The sequence below is a fragment of the Microvirga sp. BF8 genome (assembly GCF_059888585.1).
In genome coordinates this window covers 4,102,078-4,125,446 of sequence record NZ_CM187619.1, presented here as the reverse complement: position 1 = coordinate 4,125,446, position 23,369 = coordinate 4,102,078, and the positions used below count along the sequence as shown (strand labels likewise).

The window sequence follows — 23,369 nt, the reverse complement described above, 5'->3', positions numbered from 1 at the left end:
TCATGAAGCTGACCCTGGGACCCGTTCTCTACAATTGGGAGCCGTCGGTCTGGCGGGACTTCTATTTCCGGATTGCGGATGAGGCGCCGGTCGACAGCGTCTGCATCGGTGAAGTTGTCTGCTCGAAGCGCCTCCCCTTCTTTCAGGATCTGGTTCCTGAAGTGGTTGAGCGTCTCTCGGCCGCCGGCAAGGAGGTCCTTCTGAGCTCGCTGGCTCTCGTGACCCTCGACCGGGAGCGCAAGCAGATGGCCTCCCTTGCGCAGGAAGCGGATCTGCTCGTCGAAGTCAATGATATTACGGGCCTTACCCACTTGGCGGGACGTCCCCACGCGATCGGGCCGTATGTCAACGTCTACAACGAGACCACCCTGGCCTGGCTTGCGGGAAACGGTGCCCGGCGCGTCTGTCTGCCGCCGGAGCTTCCGGCATCGTCCATCGCTGCCTTGGCGAAGGCATGTCCCGATGTGGAGCTCGAGGTCTGGTCGTTCGGGCGTATGCCTCTGGCAATATCGGCGCGCTGCTATCATGCCCGACTGCATAAGCTGACGAAGGACAATTGCCAGTTCGTCTGCGGCAAGGATCCGGACGGGCTGCCGACCGATACCTTGGACGGGCAGGCGTTCCTGGCCGTGAACGGCGTTCAGACGCTCTCTTCGACCTATGTCAATCTGATCGAGCAGCTCCCCGACCTCGCAGCCATGGGCGTGGCCTCGTGCCGCCTTTCGCCGCAGACCTGCGACATGATTGGCGTGGCGAAAATCTTCCGTCGCGTTGCCGACGGGACGCTTGGCTCCGCAGACGGCAGAGAGGCCCTGGACGAGCTCTGCAAGGGGGCTTCTTTCTCGAATGGATTCCTGAATGGCAGCGCCGGCGTCGACTACCGCGTCGGCGATCCTGTTCACGCCGCGGGCTGAGAATTTCTGGAATTCCTTTGATCTGGCGCAAAGCCGTCGGAGCCAATCGTGTCACAATAATTCTATATCATGGAGGTTTCCCATGAGTTTGATGACCACGATTGCGTCTTGGCGATCCGGGCGGGCAGCGCAACGGGAGCTGGAGAATCTCGATGCGGACCAGCTTCGGGCTCTGGCTGAGGATGTCGGGATCTCCACAGACCGCCTGATCGGCCTGGCGGCGCGCGGCGCGAAGGGCGCGGAGGAGCTGCCGCGGCTGATGCGTGCTCTCGGGCTCGTTCCCGAGAAGGTCGCACGCACGCATCCGGATGTCATGCGCGACATGAGCATCGTCTGTTCCGGCTGCGAGGCCGCAACCCACTGCCGGAACGCCTTGGATTCGGGATGGGCACCGGTGGTACAGCGGTATTGTCCGAATACCGTCACACTCAAGGCACTGCTGGCCGAAGGATAGTTCCTCCGCTTCGAGGCTGCGATGTTTCAGGCGCTGATGACGCGCCTCTCGCCCTGGGCAGTGACCAGCCGGACCTCTCCCGTTCCGATCTCACGGAGGGTCCTGGAAATCTCCGTGCTGGGCAGAAGGCTGAACGCCGTCGACAGCGCATCTGCCGCGGTCGCCGTGGGCATGATTACAGTCACGCTCCGGTACAAATGGCCCGACATGCCGGTCCGCGGATCCAGCAGGTGGTTGAACCGCCCGGCGGGATCGAAGCGGAATCCATAACCGCCGGATGTCGCGACCGCCCGGTCGGCGACATCCAGGGTCTCGCCGACGTTTTCCGGCTGATCCGGGTCGGCGATACCGATGCGCCAGGGCGTTCCGTCGCCGCGCACGCCAAGCACTCGGCTTTCGCCCATATCGACGAGACTGCTGGCGATCCCGTTTCCACGCAGAATGTCCACGATCCGGTCGGTTGCATAACCTTGGGCAATGCCGTTGAAGGTCAGCTCCATCCCAGGACGCGCAAAGGTAACCCGGTTCCTGTCGAATAGGACCCGATCGATGCCCACTCGTTCCAGTGCAGCACGAACGGAAGGCTCATCGGGTCCGTCCGGATTCGCCCCGCCTCGTGTGAAGTGATCGCGGTAAAGTGCCCACAGGGCCTGCACGGTTGGATCAAAGGCGCCGCTTGTCAACTCGGCGTAGCGGCGGCAGTCGGCCAGGAGCGTCACGAGTTCGGCGGGCGGCGCGACGAGTATGCCGTGCCGGTTGAGTGCGGACAGCGTCGAGTCGTCCCTGTAGAGACTGAAGATCTGCTCCAGGCGGCGCACTTCCTCCAGCGAACGCTCGATCAATCGCTGGGCCGCAGCGCGGTCCTGATGATGAATCTGCAGGGTCGCGACCGCACCCATGGCCTGGCCCTGCCATGTTACGAGCTGAGCCTCGGCCCTTGCTCGGTGTCCGAACGGAAGGAGGCTCAGACCGGCCGCAGCCGCAGTGATACCAATGACGCGTCTGCGAGAGAGGAGAGGGGACATGGCGGTTTCCTTAATGCGCATGATCCGCTTTTGGCTCGGCGGGAGCGGCGTGGCCGTCATGTCCGCCCATGTCAGGTTGTTCTCCGGAGCCCGTCGTCTCGCTGGTGCCGAGGATGTAATCGCGCGGCACATCGGCGAAGGCTACGACGCGGCCGCCATTCTCGGCCGCGAATTTCTCCGCGGCGCTCCGGTCCGAGAACGGCACGGCTTCCTCGGCCCCCATTCCGCCTTTGGCGCGGCTGCCGATGACGAAGGAGGCCTGTTTCGCGTCGATCCAGTTGTCCTCGCCGGGCTTGTCCCAGGAAGGTGCCCTGGACATGTCGGAAACATAGATCGCACGGATATCCTTCGGCTCCTCAGGCAGCAGGGTGAAGGAGATCGCATCCCGGGCTGATGAGAACCAGACAGGCTCCTTGCGACTGGCCAGGATGATTTGGCCCTTCGGTCCGGAATGCTCGAGGACGTTCATGCCGCAATAGTGGCCGATTGCGGCCGCTGTCAGAGTCTGTGGAGGAGGCGGAGCTTCTACGGTCTTCTTGTCGTTGCAGCCGGATAGCATCAGCGCACCGGCGAACACCGCAAGGAGGGCGAGTCTTCTCATAATTCTCTCCTGGAAAAGGCAAACGCCGCGAGTGCCAGCGGGACGAGAGCCCAAGCGGCCAATGCGGCGAGGAGGGCAGACGGACTTAGGGTTGCGTTCTGCGCGACCCCGGCCATTCCGGAGAAGGAGCTGATATTTGCAAATCCCGTCAGGTTGAAAAGGCGATAGGCATCCGTGGGGTTGAGCAGGAGGAGGGTATTGAGGAAGGCGCCCGACACGATCTGGCCCTGGTCGACGACGAGCAGACCGAGAAGCGCCATGTCATAGATCAGCACGAAGACCAGCCAGATGCCGATTGCGATCCCGCCGGCAGTGCCGCGCTCCCGGACAAGGGCGCTGACCAGATAACCGACAGCGATGAATACCGAACCGAGCAGCACCGAGGAACCGATCATGGAGGCGAAGGCCCTCCAGCTTTCGGCGTCGATGGCGACGCCGGTCGCTGCCAGCGCCGCCGCTGCCGCGCCGTAACCCAGGAGCGTTGCGAAGGCGAGGATGGACAGGTGGCCTACGAATTTGCCGAGCAGCACCTGCCATCGCGCCACGGGATAGCTCAAGAGCAGGAGCATGGTGCCGCGTTCCATTTCGCCGACAATGGCGTCGTGGGAAATGAGGAGGGCAATCAGTGGCAGGAGGAAGATGGTGAGACTTGAGAGACTCACGATCACGACATCAAGTGCCCGGACCCCTACGGTGCCCGTAGGCGCACTGCCGAGGAAAGTCAGCGAAAGGGAGAGCGCCGCAAGAAGAAGGGTCGTGGCGAGGACCCAGCGGTTGCGCAGGCCTTCCTGGATTTCCTTGCGCGCGACGACCAGAATATTTCTCATCGCGCCGGCTCCTGCGTGAGGAGGAAATGTGCATAGAGCTCGTCGAGCGTCGGGGGCACGACATCGAGGTCTTCGACCGGAGCGCCTGCAAGAGTGGCACGACGCAAGACCTCGATCTTCCGCTCGGGCGCCGCATCGATCTCGACCATGTGGCCGTTGACCCGGCGCCAACTGTCGACCGGCCCAAGCCAATCCGAGACATTGGCGAGACCGGCATCGGTCACCTTCAGACGTATGCGGGTGGGCAATCGGGCGATGTGGCGCAACTCGCCAAGAGTTCCGTCTGCGACCTTGATTCCCTGGTTCATGATGATCACGCGTCCGGCACGCTCCTCGAGCTCGGTCAGGGCGTGCGAAGAAAGGAGGACGGTCGCGCCCCGCGCCCGAAGCTCTTCGACGATTTCATAGAAACTCTGGCGCAGAGCCGGGTCGAGACCGGTGGTCGGCTCATCGAGCAGGAGCACCTGCGGCTCGCCCAGAAGCGCCTGGGCAAGGCCAAGTCGCTGACGCATTCCCTTGGAATAGGTCCCGACCCGCCGGTCGGCCGCATGGGTCAGACCCACGCGTTCGAGAAGCGGCATGACGGATTGTTTGGGTTCCTGCTTGAGGCGCGCATAGAATGCGAGTGTCTCGCGCCCGGTCAGAGCCGCATTGAAGGAAACGTTTTCCGGCAGATAGCCCAGCCGCCGCCTCGCAGAGAATTCTCCGGCAGCCGGGTCGTCGCCGAGTACGGCAATCTTGCCGCTGGTCGGACGGATCAGCCCGAGCATGAGCTTCATCAGAGTCGTCTTACCGGCGCCGTTATGTCCAACGAGTGCAACGGTCTCGCCCCTATGCAATTGGAAGGAGACGTCGCGGACGGCCTCCACCTCGCCGAAGCGCTTGACGACATTGCAAATCTCAACGGTCGCAGTCATTGCCTGGCTCCTTCGACAGGCTTCGGACGCGCGAGAGGCGCCATGAGGGGGTGGCTGTCGACGACGCCGCCTGGAAGAAGGGCGGGAAACTGTGCCTGCGCCCATCGGATCACCTGTACGGCAGGGCTGTTCATCAGCACCTTGGCCTGTGGCGCCGTCCAGAGCACCCTGTCGACAAGGTCGTTCGGGCGATAGGCGCTATCTCCCAGCCCGTCTCCATTGAGGTCGAATGCCGGGTTGTCGCTCCAGTAGTTGCCACGCCCGTTCTTGGACCAGTCGAGATAACGGGTGCCCACATACTTTACCTGGTTCCGATTCTTCACGAAGGCGTTGCCAACAATCTCATTTCCTTCCGACCCTGCAGTGAAATGGATGCCGATCTCACAGCCTTCGAACCAGTTGCTACGAAAGACGTTCTTGTTCGCATTGTAGATAAACACGCACTTCGTGGGGCCCGGGCGAGCGCCCGCGGTCTGGTCCGGTTCGGCCTCACCGGATGCTGGGAGGCCATGCTCCTTGGCCTCGTTTGTCCGCATACCGGCCATCGTCCAGCGTTCGGCAGGCTGCAGACGTCCCAGGACCGTATTGTCCGTGATCTGCGAATAATTTGCATAGTTGAAAAGAAAGCCATGATCGCGGTCGCCGTTTGACACGTTGCGACTGACCTTCAGGCGGTGCGAAAACATGATTGCATAACCGACCGCGTTATCCAGCGAAAGATTGTCCGTAATTTCACTGTCATTGGTGTACATGTAGTGGATGGCAAAGCGCAGGTCGCGGAATTGATTGCCGCTGAAGACATTGCGCTTGCTGGTAATGACGAAGATGCCGTCGCGGCCGTAGCGGACATCGTTGTCGATCACCTTGGCGCCTGTGGCGTTCCATACGGAAATCCCGTTGCCTGCCTCGTTAACGCGCCCTTCCTGCAGGCCGATGATCTGATTATTGCGCGCGGTCGAATTCTCTGCCCCATGCAAGTAGATGCCGTAAAGGTTTCCCTCGATGCGGTTATTCTCGACGACGGCTCCCGTGGCGGATTGCTCCACGAAAACGCCGGAATCCATCTGCGGCAGATCCATGCCGGAGCCACGGATCGTCAAGCCCCGAACAGTCGCGCCAGGTGCGGCAATCGTGATGACGCTCCCCTTGCCAGAGCCGATGAGAACAGCCCCCGGCTCTCCTTCCACCGTCAGTTTGCGCCGGATCAGGATCGGTCCGCGGTGCTCGCCCGCTTTCAGGAACACGATGTCGCCCTCGGCCGCGCCGTCCAAAACGCTTTGAAGATTGTCCTTGCCCGAATCGACCAGGACTCGCTCGGCCCAGGCAGGAGAAGTGAGACCGGCAGCGAAGATCGCCGCCAGTCCCAGGCACGGAAGCGTGCGTGTCGGGCCCATGCCGTCAGACGCCTTGTGGATCGACGAACATGCGACCCTTCATTTCCATGTGCATCGCATGGCAGAACCAAGAGCAGTAGTACCAGTACACGCCCGGCTTCGAGGCCACGAAGGTTACCGATGCCGTCGCCTGTGGCGCGACCTCCATGTTGATGCCGTAATTGGTGATGCAGAAGCCGTGGGTGAGGTCCTCGACCTCGTCGATATTGGTGACGTAGACCGTGACCTCGTCACCCTGCTTGACCTGGAAGCTCTCCAACCCGAAGGCCGGCGCCGAGGAGGTCATGTAGACTCTCACCTTGTTGCCATCACGAACGACTTTCGAGTCCGTTTCCAGCGTCACGCCGTCGGCCTTCGCCTGCTTTACCGCATCCTCGAAGAAGGCATCGTCGCGCTTCCAGATGCTGATCGGGTTGATCTTCGAACGATGCACGATGGTGGCATCGTGCGGCTCGGCGAAGCTCGGGCCATCATGGACGAGGACCATCTTGTCGCCCGAAATGTCGATGAGCTGATCGTTCTCGGGCTTGAGCGGGCCGACGTTGAGATAGCGGTCCTTCGAGAACTTGTTGAGGGAGATCAGCCACTTGCCGTCGGCCTCCTTGGTCTGGCCCATGGAAGTATGGTTGTGGCCAGGCTGGTAGTGAACGTCGAGCTTCTGAATGATCGGATTGACCTTCTCGCCCTTGTAGGCGCGCTTGGCCAGATCGATGTTCCACTTCACGACCTGGCTGTCGAGGAAGAGCGTCGTGAAGGCATTGCCCTTGCCATCATAAGCCGTGTGCAGAGGACCGAGGCCGAGCTCGGGCTCCGCCACCACAACATCACGCGGCTTGATCTTGTCGTCGAAGAGGTCGTCGAGCTTACGGGCGTCGAAGACGGTGACGGTCGGGGAGAGCTTGCCGTTAGCAACGAAATGGATGCCGTCCGGCGCCGTGTTGATACCGTGCGGGCTGTTCGGTACCGGAATGTAGCGGGTGAACTTCGACCCAGCGCGACCGTCGACAACCGGCACGCCGCCGAGAGTCTCGAATTCCCCGTTCTTCACAGCCTCTTCGATGCGCGTGAGATTGAAGACAACGACCCAATCCTGCTCCTTCGCCATCATCTCGGCGAGAGTCACGCCTTCCTCCGAGTTGTAGCAGGTGGCCCATGCATACTTGCCCTGGTAATCGCAATCGACATTGTCGAGGTTTCCGTCGACCCTGACCTGCCAGGCGACCTTCATGGTGTCGCCGTCGACGGCCGAGAAGATCGCCGAGTACTTCTTCGGATCATCGAGCACCTTGCCGTCGTTCGGGATCGGCACGCGGTCCTCGCCATTGGCGAAGACATAGCCCGTTCTCGGGTACTTCTGCACCCGCAGCCCGTGAACCGTGTACTGGTTTGGCAGCTGGATGATCTTGTCGCACTTCATCACATCGAGGCGAATGCGGCAGACGCGGGTATTGGCCTTGTCGTTCGCGAAAAGATAGCGCCCGTCATAGGTGCCGTCGGTGAAGGACAGATGCGGGTGGTGCAGGTCGCCGTTGAGATAGATGCCGCCCTTATCCTTCAGGAACTCGCGCGCCTCCGGCGTCAGGCCCTCGGTGAGGATCTTGCGGCTCTCGTTCGTCTGGCCCCACCCCGTAGCACTGTCCCGGTTGAAGACCGGAATCCGCATCAATTCGCGCATGGACGGCAGGCCGACGATCCGGACCTCGCCAGTCTGGCCACTCGAGAAGAAGGTATAATATTCGTCGAGTTCGCCGGGCTTGACCTCATATTTGTTAGGGGCGGCAGGGCGGGCGGCGGAAGTGCCAGGAGCCGTCTGCGCCTCGGCCGCGGTGATGACGCCGGACGTGGAGAGGGCGACGCCGCCGGCTGTGCCCGCCGCACCGGCTACCGCAACGGCCGCGGTCGTGCCGAGCATGTCGCGTCGGCTCAGTCCTTTTTTCTCTTCGTTTGCCATTCAAAAGTCCTCCTGCTCAAGAACCTGTTGTCGGGACATCTGCCGTGGTCGGCTCCCGAACGGGTTTTCCCATGTGGGTGATGATGGGCTTATTGGGTCCAGCGCCGCCGTCTTTGTCCCCGCGCATAGAGGCGGACGAAAGTGCCTCCCGCTTTTCGCGCTTGAGACGGACCTGGATCATGTGCGGGCAGCGGTGGTCGTCATGGTAGAGCTCCTGGCAATGCATGCAGTAGATGCATTCATTGACATTGATATGTCCTTCGGGGTGGATCGACTGGACTGGGCACTCCTTGGCGCAGCGCTGGCAGGGGGATCCACATTCCGGCCAGCGTTTGAGCCATTCGAAGGTCCGAATTCGCCCTGGGATGGCGAGGGCCGCCCCCAGGGGGCAGAGATAGCGGCAGAAGAAGCGCTCGATGAAAAGCCCGGCCGATAGCAATGTCAGGGCATAGATCACGAAGGGCCAGTCACGAACGAACTTCAGAATTATGGCTGTCTTGAACGGCTCGACCTCCGCCAGGGCCTCGGCAAAGGCGACGGAATAGAGCGACATTCCGAACAGCCCCAGGAAGATGATGTACTTGATCGGCCACAGACGCTCATGCAGGCCCCAGGGCACATTGATCTGCGGGACCTTCAGCCATTGCGCGACGTTGTTGAGAAGCTCCTGCAGTGCGCCGAAGGGGCAGAGCCAGCCACAGAAGGGGCCGCGCCCCCAGAACAGCAGGCCGGCGGCGATGGCAGCCCAGAGGATGAAGATAAGAGGCGCCGCGAGGAAGAACTCCCAATTGAAGTTCGTGATCAGCGAATTGGTGAAGGTCAGGACGTTGACGACGGAAAGCTGAGCGTTGGCGTACCAGCCGAGCCAGACCAGAGTGAAGACGAGATAGGCGCGGCGCACCCAGACATAGACCTTGGGTCGGCGGACCAGGGAATCCTGGAAGAAAAAGATTGCGGTAAGGACGAGGAGGGCGAGGGCAGTGATCCCGATGGAGACCGTGTTGGTCTTCCAGATCTTGAGCCAGAGCGGTTCCTCGACGCCTCCCGCGGCAAGTGCGTCAGCGTCGTTCAGCGAAGCGCCGGCCTCGCCCGTGGCGGGAGCCTGCGTCGACGGGCCGGGCTGCGGTTGAGCCTGTGCGGACGGAGCCTGCACTGGCGCCGGCGGTGTCGCTTGGGGTGGAGGCTGCTCGGTCCGCAGATATTTGTCGGGCAGCGTGTACTCGACATCAAAATTGAGAAATGCCTTGTCTCGCGCGCCGACGTTGCGCTGCACGAGCAGCCGCAACTGCCAGGGCTCAGCAAGGTCGAGCTTGAAATCCTCAGGCACAACGAACAGGCCGATCTCACGGATATCCGGCGCCCCGGCTGCAGCAAATGCTCCAAGTCGGGTATGGTTGCGATCGCGGAAACGGGTGCTTTGGCCGTCCTGGAGCAGTTCGATGCGGTCGAATATCCCGCCGCGCACGTAGCCAGAACCCTTGAACGAGTACGCTCCGTTGCCTGCAACGACGATTGCCTGCTGTCCCGGCTTCAGCCGTGCCTTGAGCTGATCGTAGCCAGCATCGCCAAGCAGACTCCGCCCGATGGTGGGTACGCTGACAGGCGCGAGATACAGGTCGATGAACGTGTCCGATGGTTCGCCGGGTTCCGGATTGTCGGCCGCTGCCTGACTGCCTGCCTTTGCGAAGGCCTCGTTGACGTCGCCGATGGTGAGCGACAGCCGGCGCACCGAGCCGTCGCCAAGAAGGGTCTGCCAGTCCAGAACTTCGCTTTTGCCGAGATCGACAGCTCTGACGGCAGCCGGAGCCGCAGCGACCGCCGCAGGAGGTCCTGCACCGAGCCGGTTGCTTCGGATGAGTCGCACCGCGGAACGAACGACGCTGTCACTCATGACGAGGACGGTAACCGTGGCTCCGCTGACGATGTCAACCTGTGGGGGGCGCTCGGCGCCGGAGGCAACCGGCTTCATGTCCTTGCCAACCAGCGTATTCAGCGCATCGACGATGCGGCGCTCCGGGATGCCGATGAGGACAATGGGTTCCTTGTGGTCGACGAGCTTGACCTTGGTGATGACCCCTTTCGGGTCGATCCCGACGAGAAGGTTGATGGGTTTGCCTGAATAGCCGGTCGCATTGGTGACGTCGGTGTTGAGATAGACGTAGCCCAGCAGGCGGTCACCTTGGTATGTCGGCACGAGGGGCGGATTTCCCTCAGCCGGCCCAAAGCGGTCGGCTCCGGGGAAGAATTCGCTGGGCTGTGCCTTCGGCAGGTAATCCTGAAGCTGTCCTGCGGCCAAGGATGGCCCTGTCCACGACAGGAGCATCATGGTTCCGAGCAGGACCAGGACACGGAGTCCCAGGAGGTGCGCGAGGCGTTGGAATGGGATCAAAATTGCAGGATGCAGGCTTGCCACCAGGGGACCGTCCAGCTTCAGATGCCTCTGAACCGAAAATGTAGAACCTCTGACGGAACAGAAACGTTCCGCCATCGGCCAAACGATTATGGAGCCGGAAAGGCGATTTCCAAGCTCGAGACCTTATAGAATAGTTCGCATCGGCCAGACATTGATTTAACGCAAATTGACGACCCGGAAGTCTTTCGTCAACCTCGAGGGCCCCTCCCTCACGCTTCATGGAGAGAACGATGTCACTGCTGAAGACCGAACCGGCAGGTACCGTAAAATCCCTGGAGGAGCTTTTCGCGATCGCATCTGCCATGGAGCAGGAGGCTGCGAGCCGTTATGCCGAGATTGCCGACCGGATGCGGAGAGAGGACAACCCTGCACTGGCCGAGGTTTTCGAACATCTCTCCGTCGAGGAACAGGGCCATCTCGACAGTGTCGTACACTGGTCACAGAAGACTCGAGGGCAAAGTCCCGATCCGGCCCGAATTCGCTGGCAACTTCCGGAAACCTTCGACGACGAGGGAGCTTCGACGACGGATCCTCGGCTCATGAGTGCCTATCGTGTTCTGTCAATGGCCGTCCGCAACGAAGAGCGTGCCTTTGCATTCTGGAGCTATGTGGCCGCTCACGCAGAGTCTGCCGAGGTTCGCAAGGCCGCGGAAGTCATGGCCCATGAGGAACTCGGACATGTGGCAATTCTCCGGCGCGAGCGTCGGAAGGCTTTCCATGTTGCGCGCAGGCAGCCGAGCAGCGACCTGGGGCCCAATGGGGATCCTGCCGCCTTGGAGAGGCGGCTGGCCGAGCTCTTGACAGTTCTCGCTGCGAAGGCACCAGATTCGGCGCGCGCACATCTCGCGGGACTGATCGAAGAAGCGAGACGCAACGCGGAGGAGCTTGAGCGATCTCCCATCGTGATCGGTAGTGACCCATCCGTCCGCAACATCCCGGACGATCCGACGGCTCTCGCCGAGCTGCTCACCGACCGCTACATTGCGGCCGGCGATGTTCTCCGTGACGAAGAGGATTTGGGGCGGGCGCAGGCGTTGGCAGGACGCGCCATTGCGCGCCTCGTCTGGCTGAGATCCGATCTGCCGGAACTGCAAATTCAAAAGGCCTGATGCCCTACGGCTTCACCGTGATACTGCCTTCAAGGGTTGATGCCTCGAAGTCGCTGACGAGGATCTCCACCTTGACTTGCCAGTTACCGGAAAGCGGCAGGACGAGGCCGTCCACCTGCCATCCGTACCGGCCTACCTTACGCGCCGATCGCTCGAGAGGTTCGATTCCTGCATCCGGCTTTGCGAGAGTGAGCGTCACTTCCTTGGGATCCAAGGGCTCCGCACGACCGGAAGCGATCGCGATTCGCGCCTTGGCAGCGCCCGCGCGCCCGGGGAAGAGAGTGATCTGTGCCATGAGATCCGGCGAGTGGAGATGGACACTGGCGGGCGCGGCCATGTCGGCTGCAGCGCCGAGGGTCCGCGGCGGCGGCGTGAACCGCCACAGACTCACCAGTGCAAGGATAGCCGTAGCCAGGAGGATTTCCGCTGCGATGGAGCGGACGAGCCACCTGCCACCGGTTCGTCCCGAGGAGATCAAAGCCGGGGTGAGCCAGCGCCGATTCAAGGCTGCAAGGCCGAGGAGGCCCATGAAAAGCACCAGCTTGGCGATGAGCACGCGGCCATAGGCGGTTTCAGTCAGATCGGCGAGCCTATCGACCTGGATCAGTGCCAGAACCACACCGGCCAGTGTCAGGACGGCGACGGCGACGACGGCTCCGGTCGAGAAGCGGCGGACGACGGGGAATGCCTGAGCCTGCGCGTGATTGATAGCCAGGATCAGGGGAATCAAGGCTCCGACCCAGTAGGCAACTCCCAAGACATGGAAGAACACCGCCGGGCGGGTCACCCATTGCGGGGTAGCAGCGCTCGCATGACCGCTCACAGCCAGGGACAATCCAACGCCGATCAAAGCGGCAAGGCTGCATCCGCGTCGCCATTTCCTTGGTGCCTTTAGGCTGATCGCTGCTAGCAGCAGGGCAACTAGGCCGCCCGCCACTGTCGATCCGTACGAGGTTGTCCACCCGGCCATCCAGACCGCAGACGTGCCCAAAGCCGACAGTGGCTGCCCCAGGGCGTCGAGACCTTGAAGCCCTAGAGACGCCAGTGCGGCGACCATCCCTATTGCGATGAAAGTTTCCAGCGGACGCGCCGCTTTTTTGGATGGCAGGTCCTGAGCGATCCAGGCGCTGAAGAAAGCCCCTCCGGCTCCCACGAAAAGGCCCAGGTAGAGGGCTACGCGCGCCAACCAGAGCACCGTCCGGGCACCTGCGCTTTCCTCTCTGCCCGCGCCACTTGCCATTCCGGTTGGAGCACCGATGGAGAAAAGGAGTGAACCTCCGACCGGATGGCCGTCGCCCGAGGTCACGCGGTAACTGAGGATATGGCTGCCGCGGGGAAGTTCCCGCGGCACCGCAATGTCGAGGGTGTCGCCATGGGATATCACTGGCAGGTCATGATGCATCCGGCCTTGAGAATCCGTCAGGCCGATAACCAGGATTGATACGGGCTCATTGAAGCGCAGGCGTATCGCCGCCGGTGCTTCCTGGAGCACGGCACCGTCCGCAGGGTGGGAATCGACCAGCGCCGCATGGGCAAGAGCGGCCCCGGAGCCACATGTGGCTGCGAGCAGAAGCCAGAGAAAGGTGAATATGACGCGCACGACTAGTTTGCGGGGAGCCGCGGGGCGGCTTCCCTCGCTTCACTCAGTGAGTTGCAGTCTTGGCCGGGAGGAGTTTCAGACCGGGCGCCGGGTGCTTGTAGTCGTCCGCATTCTTGCCCTCGGCCGGGATTTCGATCCACCGGTCTGCCTTTCCATCACCGCATTCCTGCACGGTTGGAAAATATAGCATAGTATCCGGCTTCAGGCTGCCGCTCAGATAGGCCCGGAAGACAAACTCGTCGTAATGCTCGTCGGGCAGCTTGCCGGTCCAGACGATCTCACGCACGCCTTCCGCCATTGGCGCCCCGTAGTAATCATAAGCCTTGTCATAGTTGGCCTTGACCGTTTCCAAGGTCCAGCCGGACTTGGGCATTGGCTTCACGGCTATGACGCCGTCCGGAATGCGGACGCGCAGCTTGAGAGTGGGCGCGCCTTCGCAGCCATGGCCAACGCGCAGAACCGCCTTGTAGGTGGAATTAATGGGCGCCTGCTGTGCCTCAAGCGTCGTATGAGCCGAAGCCGGGCAGGCGAGTGTCAGGAACGCGCAGGCGGCTACCGCCCCACGGAGATGGATCGAGGTCATGGGTTTGTCCTTGTCCGTTTGAGTATGGTCGATCGACGAAGGTCAAACCGGCACGGGCGGTGCCCGTGCCCCGACAGGATGGAAGTGGTGGCAGGGGTGTCGCTCTGAAGCTTGAGAGGCTTCGAAAGCGAACGCGGTCGCGGAAGGTTCGGATAAAAAGGCGCAGACGTAGTCGCTTGGCGGACTGGGTAGTCCGGGGCAGAGACTGAGGATGCAGCACGATGCCTTATGCGTCGCGGCTTCCTTAGGGACCTTCGTGCCACGGTGAGCCGTCTGTTGCGGGCGGTGGGCATGAACGCTGCCGGGATCACGACCGATATCGGGCCCGCGTCCGGCCCCGAGCGCCATGACCACGACATGGAAGATCAGCGCGACGACCGAGGCGAGCGCAGCCGTGTTCCGAACCCGCCTAGCTCCATACGCTGCCTGCCCCATCGCGAAACACCTCGGATCTCAGGTCACACGATCAACATGGAGATGAAGGGCTTCGCGCCGTGCATCCGAACCCCGGCGGGCACGCCACGAGACAACGACAAGGCTAACGACAAAGCTGGCGAGCGCGAGAACGGTGAGAATTCCGCTTCCCTTTCGCCCGGCATCCCAACCGGAAGCTCCGGCGCCCACCCGCAGGGCCAAGGAGGCATGCAGAAGGAAGAGCGGAGCATAGAGAATGGGTGAATAGGACACTCGGATCCGTGCCACCGCCGGCAGGATGATCAGCGCGTGCCCGAAAACCATGGAAAGAACGAACCCGATCAGGATGGCATGGAGCGCGATGTCGTATCCAAAAGTGTCGCTGCCCGGAGGAAAGGCAATCAATGACACCCCAGCCACGCCCAGCCACGCATATCCTGCCAGCATGCAGGCCGCCATGAAGCGGACCTGCTCTGCCCTGCGGATATTCCGGCAAGCAATGTCGTGCCGCAGCAGCCACAGGGTGGTGCCGACAAGCGCGATGCCGAAGAGGATTGCTCCATTGTCGGTCATCAGGCTGTTCTGTGCACCGACGAGAAGGAGGCCGACGGCGAACAGGAAAAGGGGTTCGCTGCCGCGGCGACGTGGCGCGAGACGGCTGAGTTCCAGCCGTTCCCCGGCAATGGTGAGGATGAGAAAGGTAAGCCACCATCCAACCAGGTCAGGCACGGTATGGCCAAGCAGCCAGAGCACGTTACCGGCAAGCCAGGCGAGGGCGCCGAAGAGAAGGGCCCCCGTGAACACGGCCGGTTGCCGAATCGTGATCAGGAGCGAACTGCCGGCTAGCGCCGCCGCTGCAACAGCGTATGCCCCAGCGCCCAGAACTACAGGTGCTCCGGCGACCAGGGCCAATGTCCCAAGGCCAGCGAAGGCAGGAGCGACATAGCTCCATCGCCGGCCAAGTGCTACGGCCCGCTCCAAGCTGATGAGGGTCCCGAAAAGACCGGAAATCATGAGGGGACCATGCAGAGCGGCAAGGGCAGAGCCATGGGGCAATGCCCATCCAAGCCGCCAAAGTGCCCCGCAGATTCCACTGAATAGAGCGAGCGCACCAAGGGCGAGAAGGGCGATGCGCACCCACATCCGGCTCGTGGTCAGTCGGCTGGACGCGGCCAAGCTCTCAGGTCGGAAAGGGGTGGTAGGGTATCCGGCGGACATCAGGTTCGGAGCCTCACGGTGACGACGCACTCATGCCCGGTCGCGCAGCCCGTCTCTTTGATATCGCGCAAACGGGATCACGAAATTTTCTGATCAGGTCACGCTATGTCCTGAAGAAGAGCCGGCGGTGTGGGCGGCCACCTGCCTTCCCGAAGGATCGTCCCGGACCAGAACACGATTCCGACGAAAGCAGCTTCCTGGACGGCGGAAAATGCTCTAACCGATTGCTTTCCGGGCAGATCTCGCGTGAACCAAGCTCCATGAAAGCACCGCAGCGGCAGAAGCTTCTTGACGCCGTCTATACCCGTGATGGCGGGCGATGCGTCTATTGCGGCATTATGGCCCGTCGCCCCGGGAAGGGCATGAAGCGCGGGCCCGATCTGGCAACCCTCGACCACATCATTCCACGCTCGGCAGGCGGCCCCCTGAACCAAAGTAACCTCGTGCTGGCCTGTGACGCCTGCAATAATGAGCGGGGAGTCATGGACTCGGACGTGTTCCGCGCACTCAAAATGCCTGGCCGGCGAGGGGCTTGAGGCTATCCGGCAAAATCCCGCGTGGCCGGGTCAGACATCCGGAAGAAGGCGACCAAGAGACAGGGCAGAAGATCCCCGTCCCGAGTTCGATGCTGCGGAGGCCTATGTCGGCTCCAAAGTGAGCTGGCGGCCGCAGGGAAAACCAACCAGCGCGGGCATGACAACCGCCTGTAGTACGGGTCCAAGGGCGCAACTCGAACCGCTCGGTTGCAGGTTCGGTCAATAAAGCTTGTCGAGCGTGATTGGAAGATCCCGCACCCGCTTTCCCGTAGCATGGTAGATCGCATTGGCTATCGCGGCCGGAACGCCAACGATGCCGATTTCGCCTAACCCCTTTACTCCAAGAGGATTGACGATGTCGTCCTGCTCGTCGACGAAGATTACCTCGATGTCATGCACGTCGGCATTCACCGGAACATGGTATTCCGCGATATTGGCATTCATGATGCGGCCAAAGTTGTGATCGATCAGGGTCTCCTCATGCAGGGCCATTCCGATGCCCCACACGATCCCGCCCATGACCTGACTATGGGCTGTCTTCGTGTTCAGGATGCGCCCGGCCGCGATTGCGCTGACGACCCGCGTCACGCGGACGACGCCTAATTGTTCATCGACCTTGACCTCAGCAAAGATTGCCGAATGGGTATTGTTCGCAAATGATTTGTCATGTGCGAACGTCGTGGCTTTCTCAAGGACGACGCGATCCAGGCCGCCATGCTGCATCACATCCGCAATCGAGACCGTGCGAGTTTCATCATGCTTGCTGACGATCGCGCCGTCGGAGAGGATAACCTCGTCAAGCACAGAACCTGCAAGTGGAGAATTGGGCATCTCCTTTGCCCGGCGCAAAAGCTCTTCGCGAATTGCATTCGAAGTCGTAATGATCCCATTTGACACCGACGCTGCTATCCATGATCCGCCCTCCACCGGAGATTGCGGCAGAGATGAATCACCCAGCCTGACATCGATGTTTTCGAGCGGCAGCCCAAGCGCATCAGCCGCGACCTGCGCCATGATCGTATAGGTTCCGGTGCCGATGTCGGATGTGGCGCACGAGATCTCGGCATGCCCATTTGCGGTCAGAGCGATGCGAACCGTGATCGGCACCTGCAGGGCCTCCCAGATCCCTGTCGCCATGCCCCAGCCAACCAGATCGCGGCCATCGCGCATCGTACGAGGTTCTGGACTCCGCCTTTCCCAGCCAAATGCCTCTGCGCCTTGCCGATAGCATTCGCGCAGGTTCTTGCTGCTGTAGGGCAAACCTTTGTTCTGGTCTCGATCCGAGTAGCAACGCATGCGAAGCTCGAGCGGATCAAGCTTGAGTGTCACCGCAAGCTCGTCCATGGCCGATTCAAGGGCATAGACGCCGGTCGCAGCGCTCGGAGCGCGCATGTCGCATGGGGTTGCAAGATCGAGCCGCGCCAGCCTATGGGCGTATCGCGCGTTGGCGCTTTTGTAGAGCAGGCCCGACCATGGTGTTTCACGGCGATGGAAGTCCTCATACTGGGACGTTATCGTAACCGCGTCATGCGTCATCGCCTCGATCGTTCCATCAGTATTCGCGCCCAGCTCGATTTGCTGAATCATTGCAGGCCGATACCCGAGCGAGTACATCTGCTGGCGCGTGAGAACGACTCGCGATGAGCGCTCCAGCGCGCGCGCCGCCAGCACAGCCAGCACGACCTGGTATTGGGGCCGCAGGCCCGAGCCAAATGCGCCACCGACGAAGTGAGACACGACACGGACATCCTCCGGCATCAGGTCGAAAATGCCACACACGTAGCGATGGATGTTCTGAACACCCTGAGTCTTGTCGTAGATCGTGAGCTTGCCGCCACCGTCCCATGTCACCGTCGAAGCATACGGCTCCATCGGATTATGATGCTCGATCGGGACATAGTACTCGCCCAGGTGGCGCACCTCAGAACCGGCAAGAGCGCGTGCTGCGTCGCCCCGCGGCTTCGCTGGCTCTTTCAGGGCTAAGGTGTCATCCCGCTTCCTGAACAGATCGGTGACATGCGCTTCCGCTTCATATTTCACGCGCACCAGCGAAGCAGCGAAGCGCGCAATCTCGGAATCCTCGGCCAAGACCAGCGCAACTGGCTGCCTATTGAACAAGATCCTATTGTCATACAGCGGCCGGAAAGGTGAACCCCGATCGGGTGCCACTTCATCCTTGTAAGCCTCGTCGTTATCGGCCATGTGCGGCCTGTTTTCGTGCGTCAGGACAGTGATGACGCCGCTGATTTTCATGGCTTCACTGACATCGATACTTGTTATGCGTCCTTTTGCAATTGTCGAGCTGACAACACTGCCATGGACAAGATCCGGCACGTTGAATTCACCGGCATATTTCGCCGCACCCGTGACCTTATCGCGTCCATCGACACGAGAGGTCGGGCGACCGATGTACGTTGTCATTGGTTTGCTCGCTTGACCTATCTGTTTATCGGCAGGCGCCGCCGATGCTGCATCCGCGTGTCCGGTTCCAAGCACACCGACAGCGACGGCACCCTGAAGAACATAACGGCGGCTGAAACCGCCTGGATGGGAAGGCGTATGGCGACGACTTGCCATCGCTTCCTCACGCGATTTTCTTGTCGGTCTGTGATTGTGGCGTGCCTTGTGACGCCTGAGTCAACGCTCGAACGATCGCACGGCGAGCAAGATCGATCTTGAATGCGTTATGTCCGAAACCTCGGGCACCACGCAATGCAAGGTCCGCGGCGCGTCCAAAGATATCCGGGCCCGCGACCTGCCCAGCCAGCACCGCCTCAGCCGATCGATCCCGCCAAGGCTTATGGGCAACGCCGCCAAGTGCAAACCGGGCTTCGCGGATCGTATCGCCGTCCATATCGAGTCCGACCGCGACGGACACCAGCGCAAAGGCATAGGATAGGCGGTCGCGAATCTTGAGGTAGGTGTAATTCCTGGCAAAGCCGCGAGCGGGGAGCTCCACTGCGGTGATGACTTCGTTGGCGTCCAGATTGGTGTCGCGTTGAGGTGTGTCGCCAGGCAAACGATGAAAGTCGCCTATGGAGATGATCCGTTCGCCTGCCGGCCCGACAACGTGAATATTGGCCTCGAGCACGGCGAGCGCCACGCACATGTCGGAGGGATGGGTCGCGATGCACATGTCGCTCGTTCCCAGGATTCCGTTGATGCGGTTGACGCCCTCTATTGCCGAACAGCCACTACCCGGCTCGCGCTTGTTGCAGGGAGTTGCCACATCATAGAAATAAAAGCAGCGCGTTCGCTGCAGCAGGTTGCCGCCGGTAGACGCCATATTGCGCAACTGGGCCGACGCACCCGCCAGAACGGCACTTGCGAGAACCGGATAGCGGTGCGAAATCATCGGATCCCAGGCGAGATCGGAGTTGGATACCAGCGCGCCGATCCGCAAGCCGCCATCCGCCGTCTGCTCGATCCTGGAGAGCGGCAGCCGCGTGATATCGATCAGCCGAGTAGGACGCTCGATATCTCCTTTCATAAGATCGAGCAGATTGGTTCCGCCGGCGATGAATTTTGCTCGGGGATCTGCGGCAATCTGCCGGACAGCGTCGCTGACGTCGTAGGCCCGCGCGTACCGGAAATTGATCATGTTGCCCCCATCGCCTGCTGGATTGCCGAAACGATGTTGGGGTAGGCGCCACAGCGGCAGATATTGCCGCTCATTAACTCACGGATTTCGTCAGGACTCCTTGCCTTGCCCTCTGCGATCAATCCCACCGCAGAGCAGATCTGACCCGACGTGCAGTATCCGCACTGGAACGCATCATGATCGATGAAAGCTTGCTGTAGCGGGTGCAACACGCCATTCACCGCAAGTCCTTCGATTGTCGTCACTTCGGCGCCGTCCTTCATGACCGCGAGCGTCAGGCAGGAATTGATCCGCCGGCCGTCAACCAGCACCGTGCAGGCGCCGCATTGCCCGTGGTCGCAACCTTTCTTGGTTCCAGTCAGATCGAGATGTTCGCGCAGCGCGTCGAGCAGGGTGGTCCATGGAGCGACATCAAGCCTGGTTCTGCTGCCGTTCACGATCAGCTCGACTGGAACAGAGTCCGGCGATGGGATGGTTGCTTGAGCAGACGCATTCGATTGTACCATGCGCGTTCTCCGCATACCGAAGAAGTACTAGCCATGGAGGAGCTTGGTCGCACAGGTCCTGTGCGAGACTCAAATCAAGGGCGCCAATATACACGAAGTCGTCGCATGCCCAAACTCGTATTGCAGAGTTTCCAAGTCTTGCCGTTGGATCGGTCTGGTTACACGCTCGGCAGGCCTGACTATATGTCCATTTTGGCGTATAATGATTCTATTATGGCTATGGTCCGGATGGCGGCCCGGTGTGGTCACGACGCCCGCAGCCATCGGCGCGGGTCCTCCCGCCCTGCCTGGTCCCCGGACAATGCCCGGCAGAGCTCCTCCATCGAGGCAAGACTATGGATGGGGCGGAATTCGTGCACGTGGGGCAACATAGCCCGGATACCGGAGGCGCGAGCCTCGAAGGCGCCGAATCGCAGAAGGGGATTCAGCCAGATCACACGCCGGCAAGAACGCTTCAGGCGATCCATCTCGAAAGTCAGCTCGCTGGTCACCTCACGCTCAAGTCCATCGGTGAAGAGCAGCACGATCGCGCCCTGACCAAGAACTCTGCGGCACCAGTGACGGTTGAACTCGTGCAGGGCATGGGTGATCCGTGTGCCACCTTCCCAGTCCTGCACGCGCTTCGATGCGCGGGCGAGTGCTTCATCCGGATCCCGGCCACGCAATTCATGACTGATGTTGGTCAGGCGCGTTGCGAAGACGAAGGAATGCACCCGCCGCCTCTTTTCAGTCATGGTGTGCAGGAAGTGCAGGAAGAGACGGGAATATTCCGCCATGGACCCCGAGATATCCATCAATGCGACGATGGGCGTATGCCGAACCGCGGGGGAGCGATAGGCAAGGTCGATGACGGCGCCGCCTCCGCGGAACGATCTCCTGAAGGTCCGGCGCGGGTCGATCCGCCGGCCTTGATGATCGATCAGAAAGCGGCGCGTGAGCACCGCATCCTTCGGGAGGGAAAGTTGAGCGATGAGACGTTTGGCCGTCCCGATTTCGTCGGCGGACATCTGGGCGAAATCCTTCGACTTCAGGACCTCTCGATCCGAGATGGTAAGGCGTGCAGAGAGTTCGGTTTGTTCCGTTGGATCGGGTTGCTGCAGTTGGGGCGCAGCCATGGCCTCGGCGACCCGCAAGGCGCCAGCCATCGGCTTGTCGTCTTTCTTCGTTGAGCCGGGGGAAACAGGTGACATCTGGGCGATCAGCTTTTCGAGCAATGCGCGCCGTCGCCAGAAGATTCCGAATGCTTGATGAAACAGGATGCTATGCTCGTGCCGCTTCACAAAGACTGCGTGCAGCGTCCAGTAGAAGTCTTCACGTGTTCCGATCTGGGCGGCCCCGACCGCCGTGATTGCATCGAGAACCGCGCCCGGACCCACCGGCAGACCCGCAGCCCGCAAAGCCCGTGCGAAATAGGCGATGTTGTCCGGGAGGCGGCCCTGCCCGCGGGGCGGCTTCATTGCTCTAGGTTCCTCAACCCGCCCTGTATCCTATCGAGCAGCTCTTTGGCCTGGCTGCTTTGGATCTTCTGGATGTCATCCTGATACTTCAGCAGGACACCGAGGGTGTCCGACACGAGGGCCGGGTCAAGCGCCACTGCATCGAGTTCTACCAACGCCGATGCCCAATCGAGCGTCTCTGCAACTCCAGGCGCCTTGAAAAGGTCCTCTTTGCGGATGGCCTGCACGAAGCCGACGATCTCCTGCGACAATCGCGCTGGAGCACTCGGCACGCGGCTTTTCAGGATGGCGAGTTCGCGTTCGGCATCCGGGTAGTCGACCCAGTGGTAGAGACAACGGCGCTTAAGCGCGTCGTGAATTTCCCGTGTGCGATTGGACGTGATGATCACGATGGGCGGGTGCTCGGCCCGAACCGTCCCCAGTTCCGGAATCGTCACCTGGAAATCGGATAGCACCTCCAGCAGAAAGGCCTCGAAGGCTTCATCGGTGCGGTCGAGTTCGTCGATCAGAAGGACCGGAGCGCCCCCAGTGTCCGGTTCAAGCGCTTGCAGAAGCGGCCGCTTCACCAGATAACGTTCGGAGAACAGGTCGCTTTCGAGCGTGTCTCGGTCAACAGGGCCACCTGCCTCGGCGATCCGGATCGCCATCATTTGGCCGGCATAATTCCATTCGTAGACAGCAGCGGTGACGTCGAGCCCTTCGTAACATTGGAGGCGAATGAGCCTTCTCCCAAGCGCTGCGGACAGCACCTTCGCAATCTCCGTCTTGCCGGTGCCGGCCTCTCCTTCCAGGAACAGCGGCCGTCCGAGCCTGAGCGCGAGGTAGAGCACCGTCGCGAGGGCGCGGTCGGCGACGTAGTCTGCGCTCTTCAGCAGAGCCAATGTCTCGTCGATGGAACCGGGTCTGTCAGCCACAAGCTTCGCTGCTCCACAAGGACCTCGGGCCCGAACCTCGTCCGGATCCTCGTGTCTCTATCCCTCTTGTCCAGTCTTGCAGCCGTGTCGTCTTCGACAGGACTTGCCTTGGCAGACCGGGTATTCAGGCGCCCGATGCGGCCGCCTGCACGGCTCGGCGCGCCATGACACCGACAAGATGGGCACGATAGGCCGCATCCGCATGGATGTCGCTGTTCATGCCATCGGCGGGTACCGTGATCCCGTTGAGGGCGTCGCCGGTGAAGGTGCGGCCCAGTGCTTCCTCCATCTCCGGTACGCGAAAGACACCATCGGAACCCGCTCCTGTCACGGCAACCCGAGCCCCGTCCGCATGCCTGACCACGAACACGCCGACGAGGGCGTAGCGTGAGGCCGGATGGCGAAACTTGGCGTAGCCTGCCTGTAAGGGGATAGGGAACGAGACCTTCGTGATGATCTCGCCTTCCTCAAGAGCTGTTGTGAAGATGCCCTGAAAGAAGTCATCGGCCGCGACCTCACGCTTGTTGGTGACGATCGTGGCATTCAAGGCCAGGCAGGCTGCAGGATAATCTGCTGACGGATCATTGTTGGCAATGGAGCCTCCGATCGTACCGCGATGGCGAACATGCGGATCGCCGATGAGCTCAGCCAGTTCGGCGAGGGCCGGAATAGCCTCCCTGACCTCAGTCGAATTCGCGACCCCCGCATGTTTGGTCATGGCGCCGACCGTAATCGAGCCGGCATCACGTCGAATCCCGTGGAGTTCTGCGATCTGACCGAGATCAATCAGGTTGGCCGGGGCTGCCAGGCGCATCTTCATAGTCGGCAGCAGGGTATGCCCGCCCGCGATGAACTTGGTGTCTCCCAACGCGGTGGCAAGGCTTACGGCCTGCGCGACGCTCGTCGGACGGTGATATTCGAATGCGTACATCCCG

Annotated in this window: 20 protein-coding genes; 4 read left to right on the top strand and 16 right to left on the bottom strand. The window is 61.4% G+C overall.

Annotated features, from left to right (window positions below):
* The first annotated feature begins 2 nt into the window (after positions 1–2).
* Together ubiV and AC522E_RS19410 are read left to right on the top strand one after the other, a co-directional pair.
* On the top strand, positions 3–914 hold the full coding sequence (ubiV, locus tag AC522E_RS19415) for a ubiquinone anaerobic biosynthesis protein UbiV (RefSeq protein ID WP_500747868.1): 912 nt from the start codon (positions 3–5) through the stop codon (positions 912–914).
* Positions 915–996: 82 nt separating this feature from the next.
* On the top strand, positions 997–1,368 hold the full coding sequence (locus tag AC522E_RS19410) for a DUF6455 family protein (RefSeq protein ID WP_500747867.1): 372 nt from the start codon (positions 997–999) through the stop codon (positions 1,366–1,368).
* A gap of 26 nt (positions 1,369–1,394) precedes the next feature.
* On the opposite strand, the gene AC522E_RS19405 is transcribed toward AC522E_RS19410, so the two are convergent.
* From AC522E_RS19405 to AC522E_RS19375, 7 genes are read right to left on the bottom strand one after another with little or no spacing between them, the layout of a single operon-like run.
* Positions 1,395–2,393 carry an FAD:protein FMN transferase gene (locus AC522E_RS19405; RefSeq protein ID WP_500747866.1) on the bottom strand — a complete coding sequence of 333 codons (999 nt, stop codon included), beginning with the start codon at positions 2,391–2,393 and terminating at the stop codon, positions 1,395–1,397.
* 10 nt (positions 2,394–2,403) lie between these two features.
* Positions 2,404–2,994, bottom strand: coding sequence for a nitrous oxide reductase accessory protein NosL (locus AC522E_RS19400; RefSeq protein WP_500747865.1), 591 nt, complete (start codon positions 2,992–2,994; stop codon positions 2,404–2,406).
* On the bottom strand, positions 2,991–3,821 hold the full coding sequence (locus AC522E_RS19395; RefSeq protein WP_500747864.1) for an ABC transporter permease: 831 nt from the start codon (positions 3,819–3,821) through the stop codon (positions 2,991–2,993). Before AC522E_RS19395 ends, AC522E_RS19400 begins: the two co-directional genes overlap by 4 nt.
* Complete coding sequence (locus AC522E_RS19390; protein ID WP_500747863.1) at positions 3,818–4,738, bottom strand: ABC transporter ATP-binding protein; 921 nt, start codon at positions 4,736–4,738, stop codon at positions 3,818–3,820. Before AC522E_RS19390 ends, AC522E_RS19395 begins: the two co-directional genes overlap by 4 nt.
* Entirely contained in the window at positions 4,735–6,132 is a 1,398-nt protein-coding gene (locus AC522E_RS19385; protein WP_500747862.1) for a nitrous oxide reductase family maturation protein NosD, read from the bottom strand. Before AC522E_RS19385 ends, AC522E_RS19390 begins: the two co-directional genes overlap by 4 nt.
* 4 nt (positions 6,133–6,136) lie before the next feature.
* Positions 6,137–8,083 carry a TAT-dependent nitrous-oxide reductase gene (gene nosZ, locus AC522E_RS19380; RefSeq protein ID WP_500747861.1) on the bottom strand — a complete coding sequence of 649 codons (1,947 nt, stop codon included), beginning with the start codon at positions 8,081–8,083 and terminating at the stop codon, positions 6,137–6,139.
* A gap of 16 nt (positions 8,084–8,099) precedes the next feature.
* Positions 8,100–10,409 carry a 4Fe-4S binding protein gene (locus tag AC522E_RS19375; RefSeq protein WP_500750768.1) on the bottom strand — a complete coding sequence of 770 codons (2,310 nt, stop codon included), beginning with the start codon at positions 10,407–10,409 and terminating at the stop codon, positions 8,100–8,102.
* 317 nt (positions 10,410–10,726) lie between these two features.
* On the opposite strand from AC522E_RS19375, the gene AC522E_RS19370 reads away from it, so the two are divergent.
* Positions 10,727–11,605: a ferritin family protein gene (locus tag AC522E_RS19370; RefSeq protein ID WP_500747860.1), complete on the top strand. Its 879-nt coding sequence runs from the start codon at positions 10,727–10,729 to the stop codon at positions 11,603–11,605.
* Between the two features lie 4 nt (positions 11,606–11,609).
* Here AC522E_RS19370 and AC522E_RS19365 read toward each other — a convergent pair whose 3' ends face one another.
* The 3 genes from AC522E_RS19365 to AC522E_RS19355 all read right to left on the bottom strand — a co-directional run bounded on the left by AC522E_RS19365 (position 11,610) and on the right by AC522E_RS19355 (position 15,345).
* A complete protein-coding gene (locus AC522E_RS19365) occupies positions 11,610–13,205 on the bottom strand; it encodes a copper resistance CopC/CopD family protein (RefSeq protein WP_500747859.1) in 1,596 nt (531 codons plus the stop codon).
* 43 nt (positions 13,206–13,248) lie between these two features.
* Positions 13,249–13,788 carry a YcnI family copper-binding membrane protein gene (locus AC522E_RS19360; protein WP_500747858.1) on the bottom strand — a complete coding sequence of 180 codons (540 nt, stop codon included), beginning with the start codon at positions 13,786–13,788 and terminating at the stop codon, positions 13,249–13,251.
* A 453-nt stretch (positions 13,789–14,241) separates the two neighbouring features.
* Positions 14,242–15,345: a DUF8744 domain-containing protein gene (locus AC522E_RS19355; RefSeq protein ID WP_500750767.1), complete on the bottom strand. Its 1,104-nt coding sequence runs from the start codon at positions 15,343–15,345 to the stop codon at positions 14,242–14,244.
* A 335-nt stretch (positions 15,346–15,680) separates the two neighbouring features.
* On the opposite strand from AC522E_RS19355, the gene AC522E_RS19350 reads away from it, so the two are divergent.
* Complete coding sequence (locus AC522E_RS19350) at positions 15,681–15,956, top strand: HNH endonuclease (RefSeq protein ID WP_500747857.1); 276 nt, start codon at positions 15,681–15,683, stop codon at positions 15,954–15,956.
* Between the two features lie 219 nt (positions 15,957–16,175).
* Here AC522E_RS19350 and AC522E_RS19345 read toward each other — a convergent pair whose 3' ends face one another.
* From AC522E_RS19345 to AC522E_RS19320, 6 genes are all read right to left on the bottom strand, one after another.
* On the bottom strand, positions 16,176–18,377 hold the full coding sequence (locus AC522E_RS19345) for a xanthine dehydrogenase family protein molybdopterin-binding subunit (RefSeq protein ID WP_500750765.1): 2,202 nt from the start codon (positions 18,375–18,377) through the stop codon (positions 16,176–16,178).
* 163 nt (positions 18,378–18,540) lie between these two features.
* Positions 18,541–19,557: an FAD binding domain-containing protein gene (locus AC522E_RS19340; protein WP_500747856.1), complete on the bottom strand. Its 1,017-nt coding sequence runs from the start codon at positions 19,555–19,557 to the stop codon at positions 18,541–18,543.
* Entirely contained in the window at positions 19,554–20,063 is a 510-nt protein-coding gene (locus AC522E_RS19335; protein ID WP_500747855.1) for a (2Fe-2S)-binding protein, read from the bottom strand. The genes AC522E_RS19340 and AC522E_RS19335 overlap by 4 nt, the downstream gene beginning before the upstream one ends.
* 245 nt (positions 20,064–20,308) lie before the next feature.
* Complete coding sequence (locus tag AC522E_RS19330; RefSeq protein WP_500747854.1) at positions 20,309–21,520, bottom strand: vWA domain-containing protein; 1,212 nt, start codon at positions 21,518–21,520, stop codon at positions 20,309–20,311.
* Entirely contained in the window at positions 21,517–22,434 is a 918-nt protein-coding gene (locus AC522E_RS19325) for an AAA family ATPase (protein WP_500747853.1), read from the bottom strand. The genes AC522E_RS19330 and AC522E_RS19325 overlap by 4 nt, the downstream gene beginning before the upstream one ends.
* A 124-nt stretch (positions 22,435–22,558) precedes the next feature.
* Positions 22,559–23,365: an FAD binding domain-containing protein gene (locus tag AC522E_RS19320; RefSeq protein ID WP_500747852.1), complete on the bottom strand. Its 807-nt coding sequence runs from the start codon at positions 23,363–23,365 to the stop codon at positions 22,559–22,561.
* Positions 23,366–23,369 lie beyond the last annotated feature (4 nt).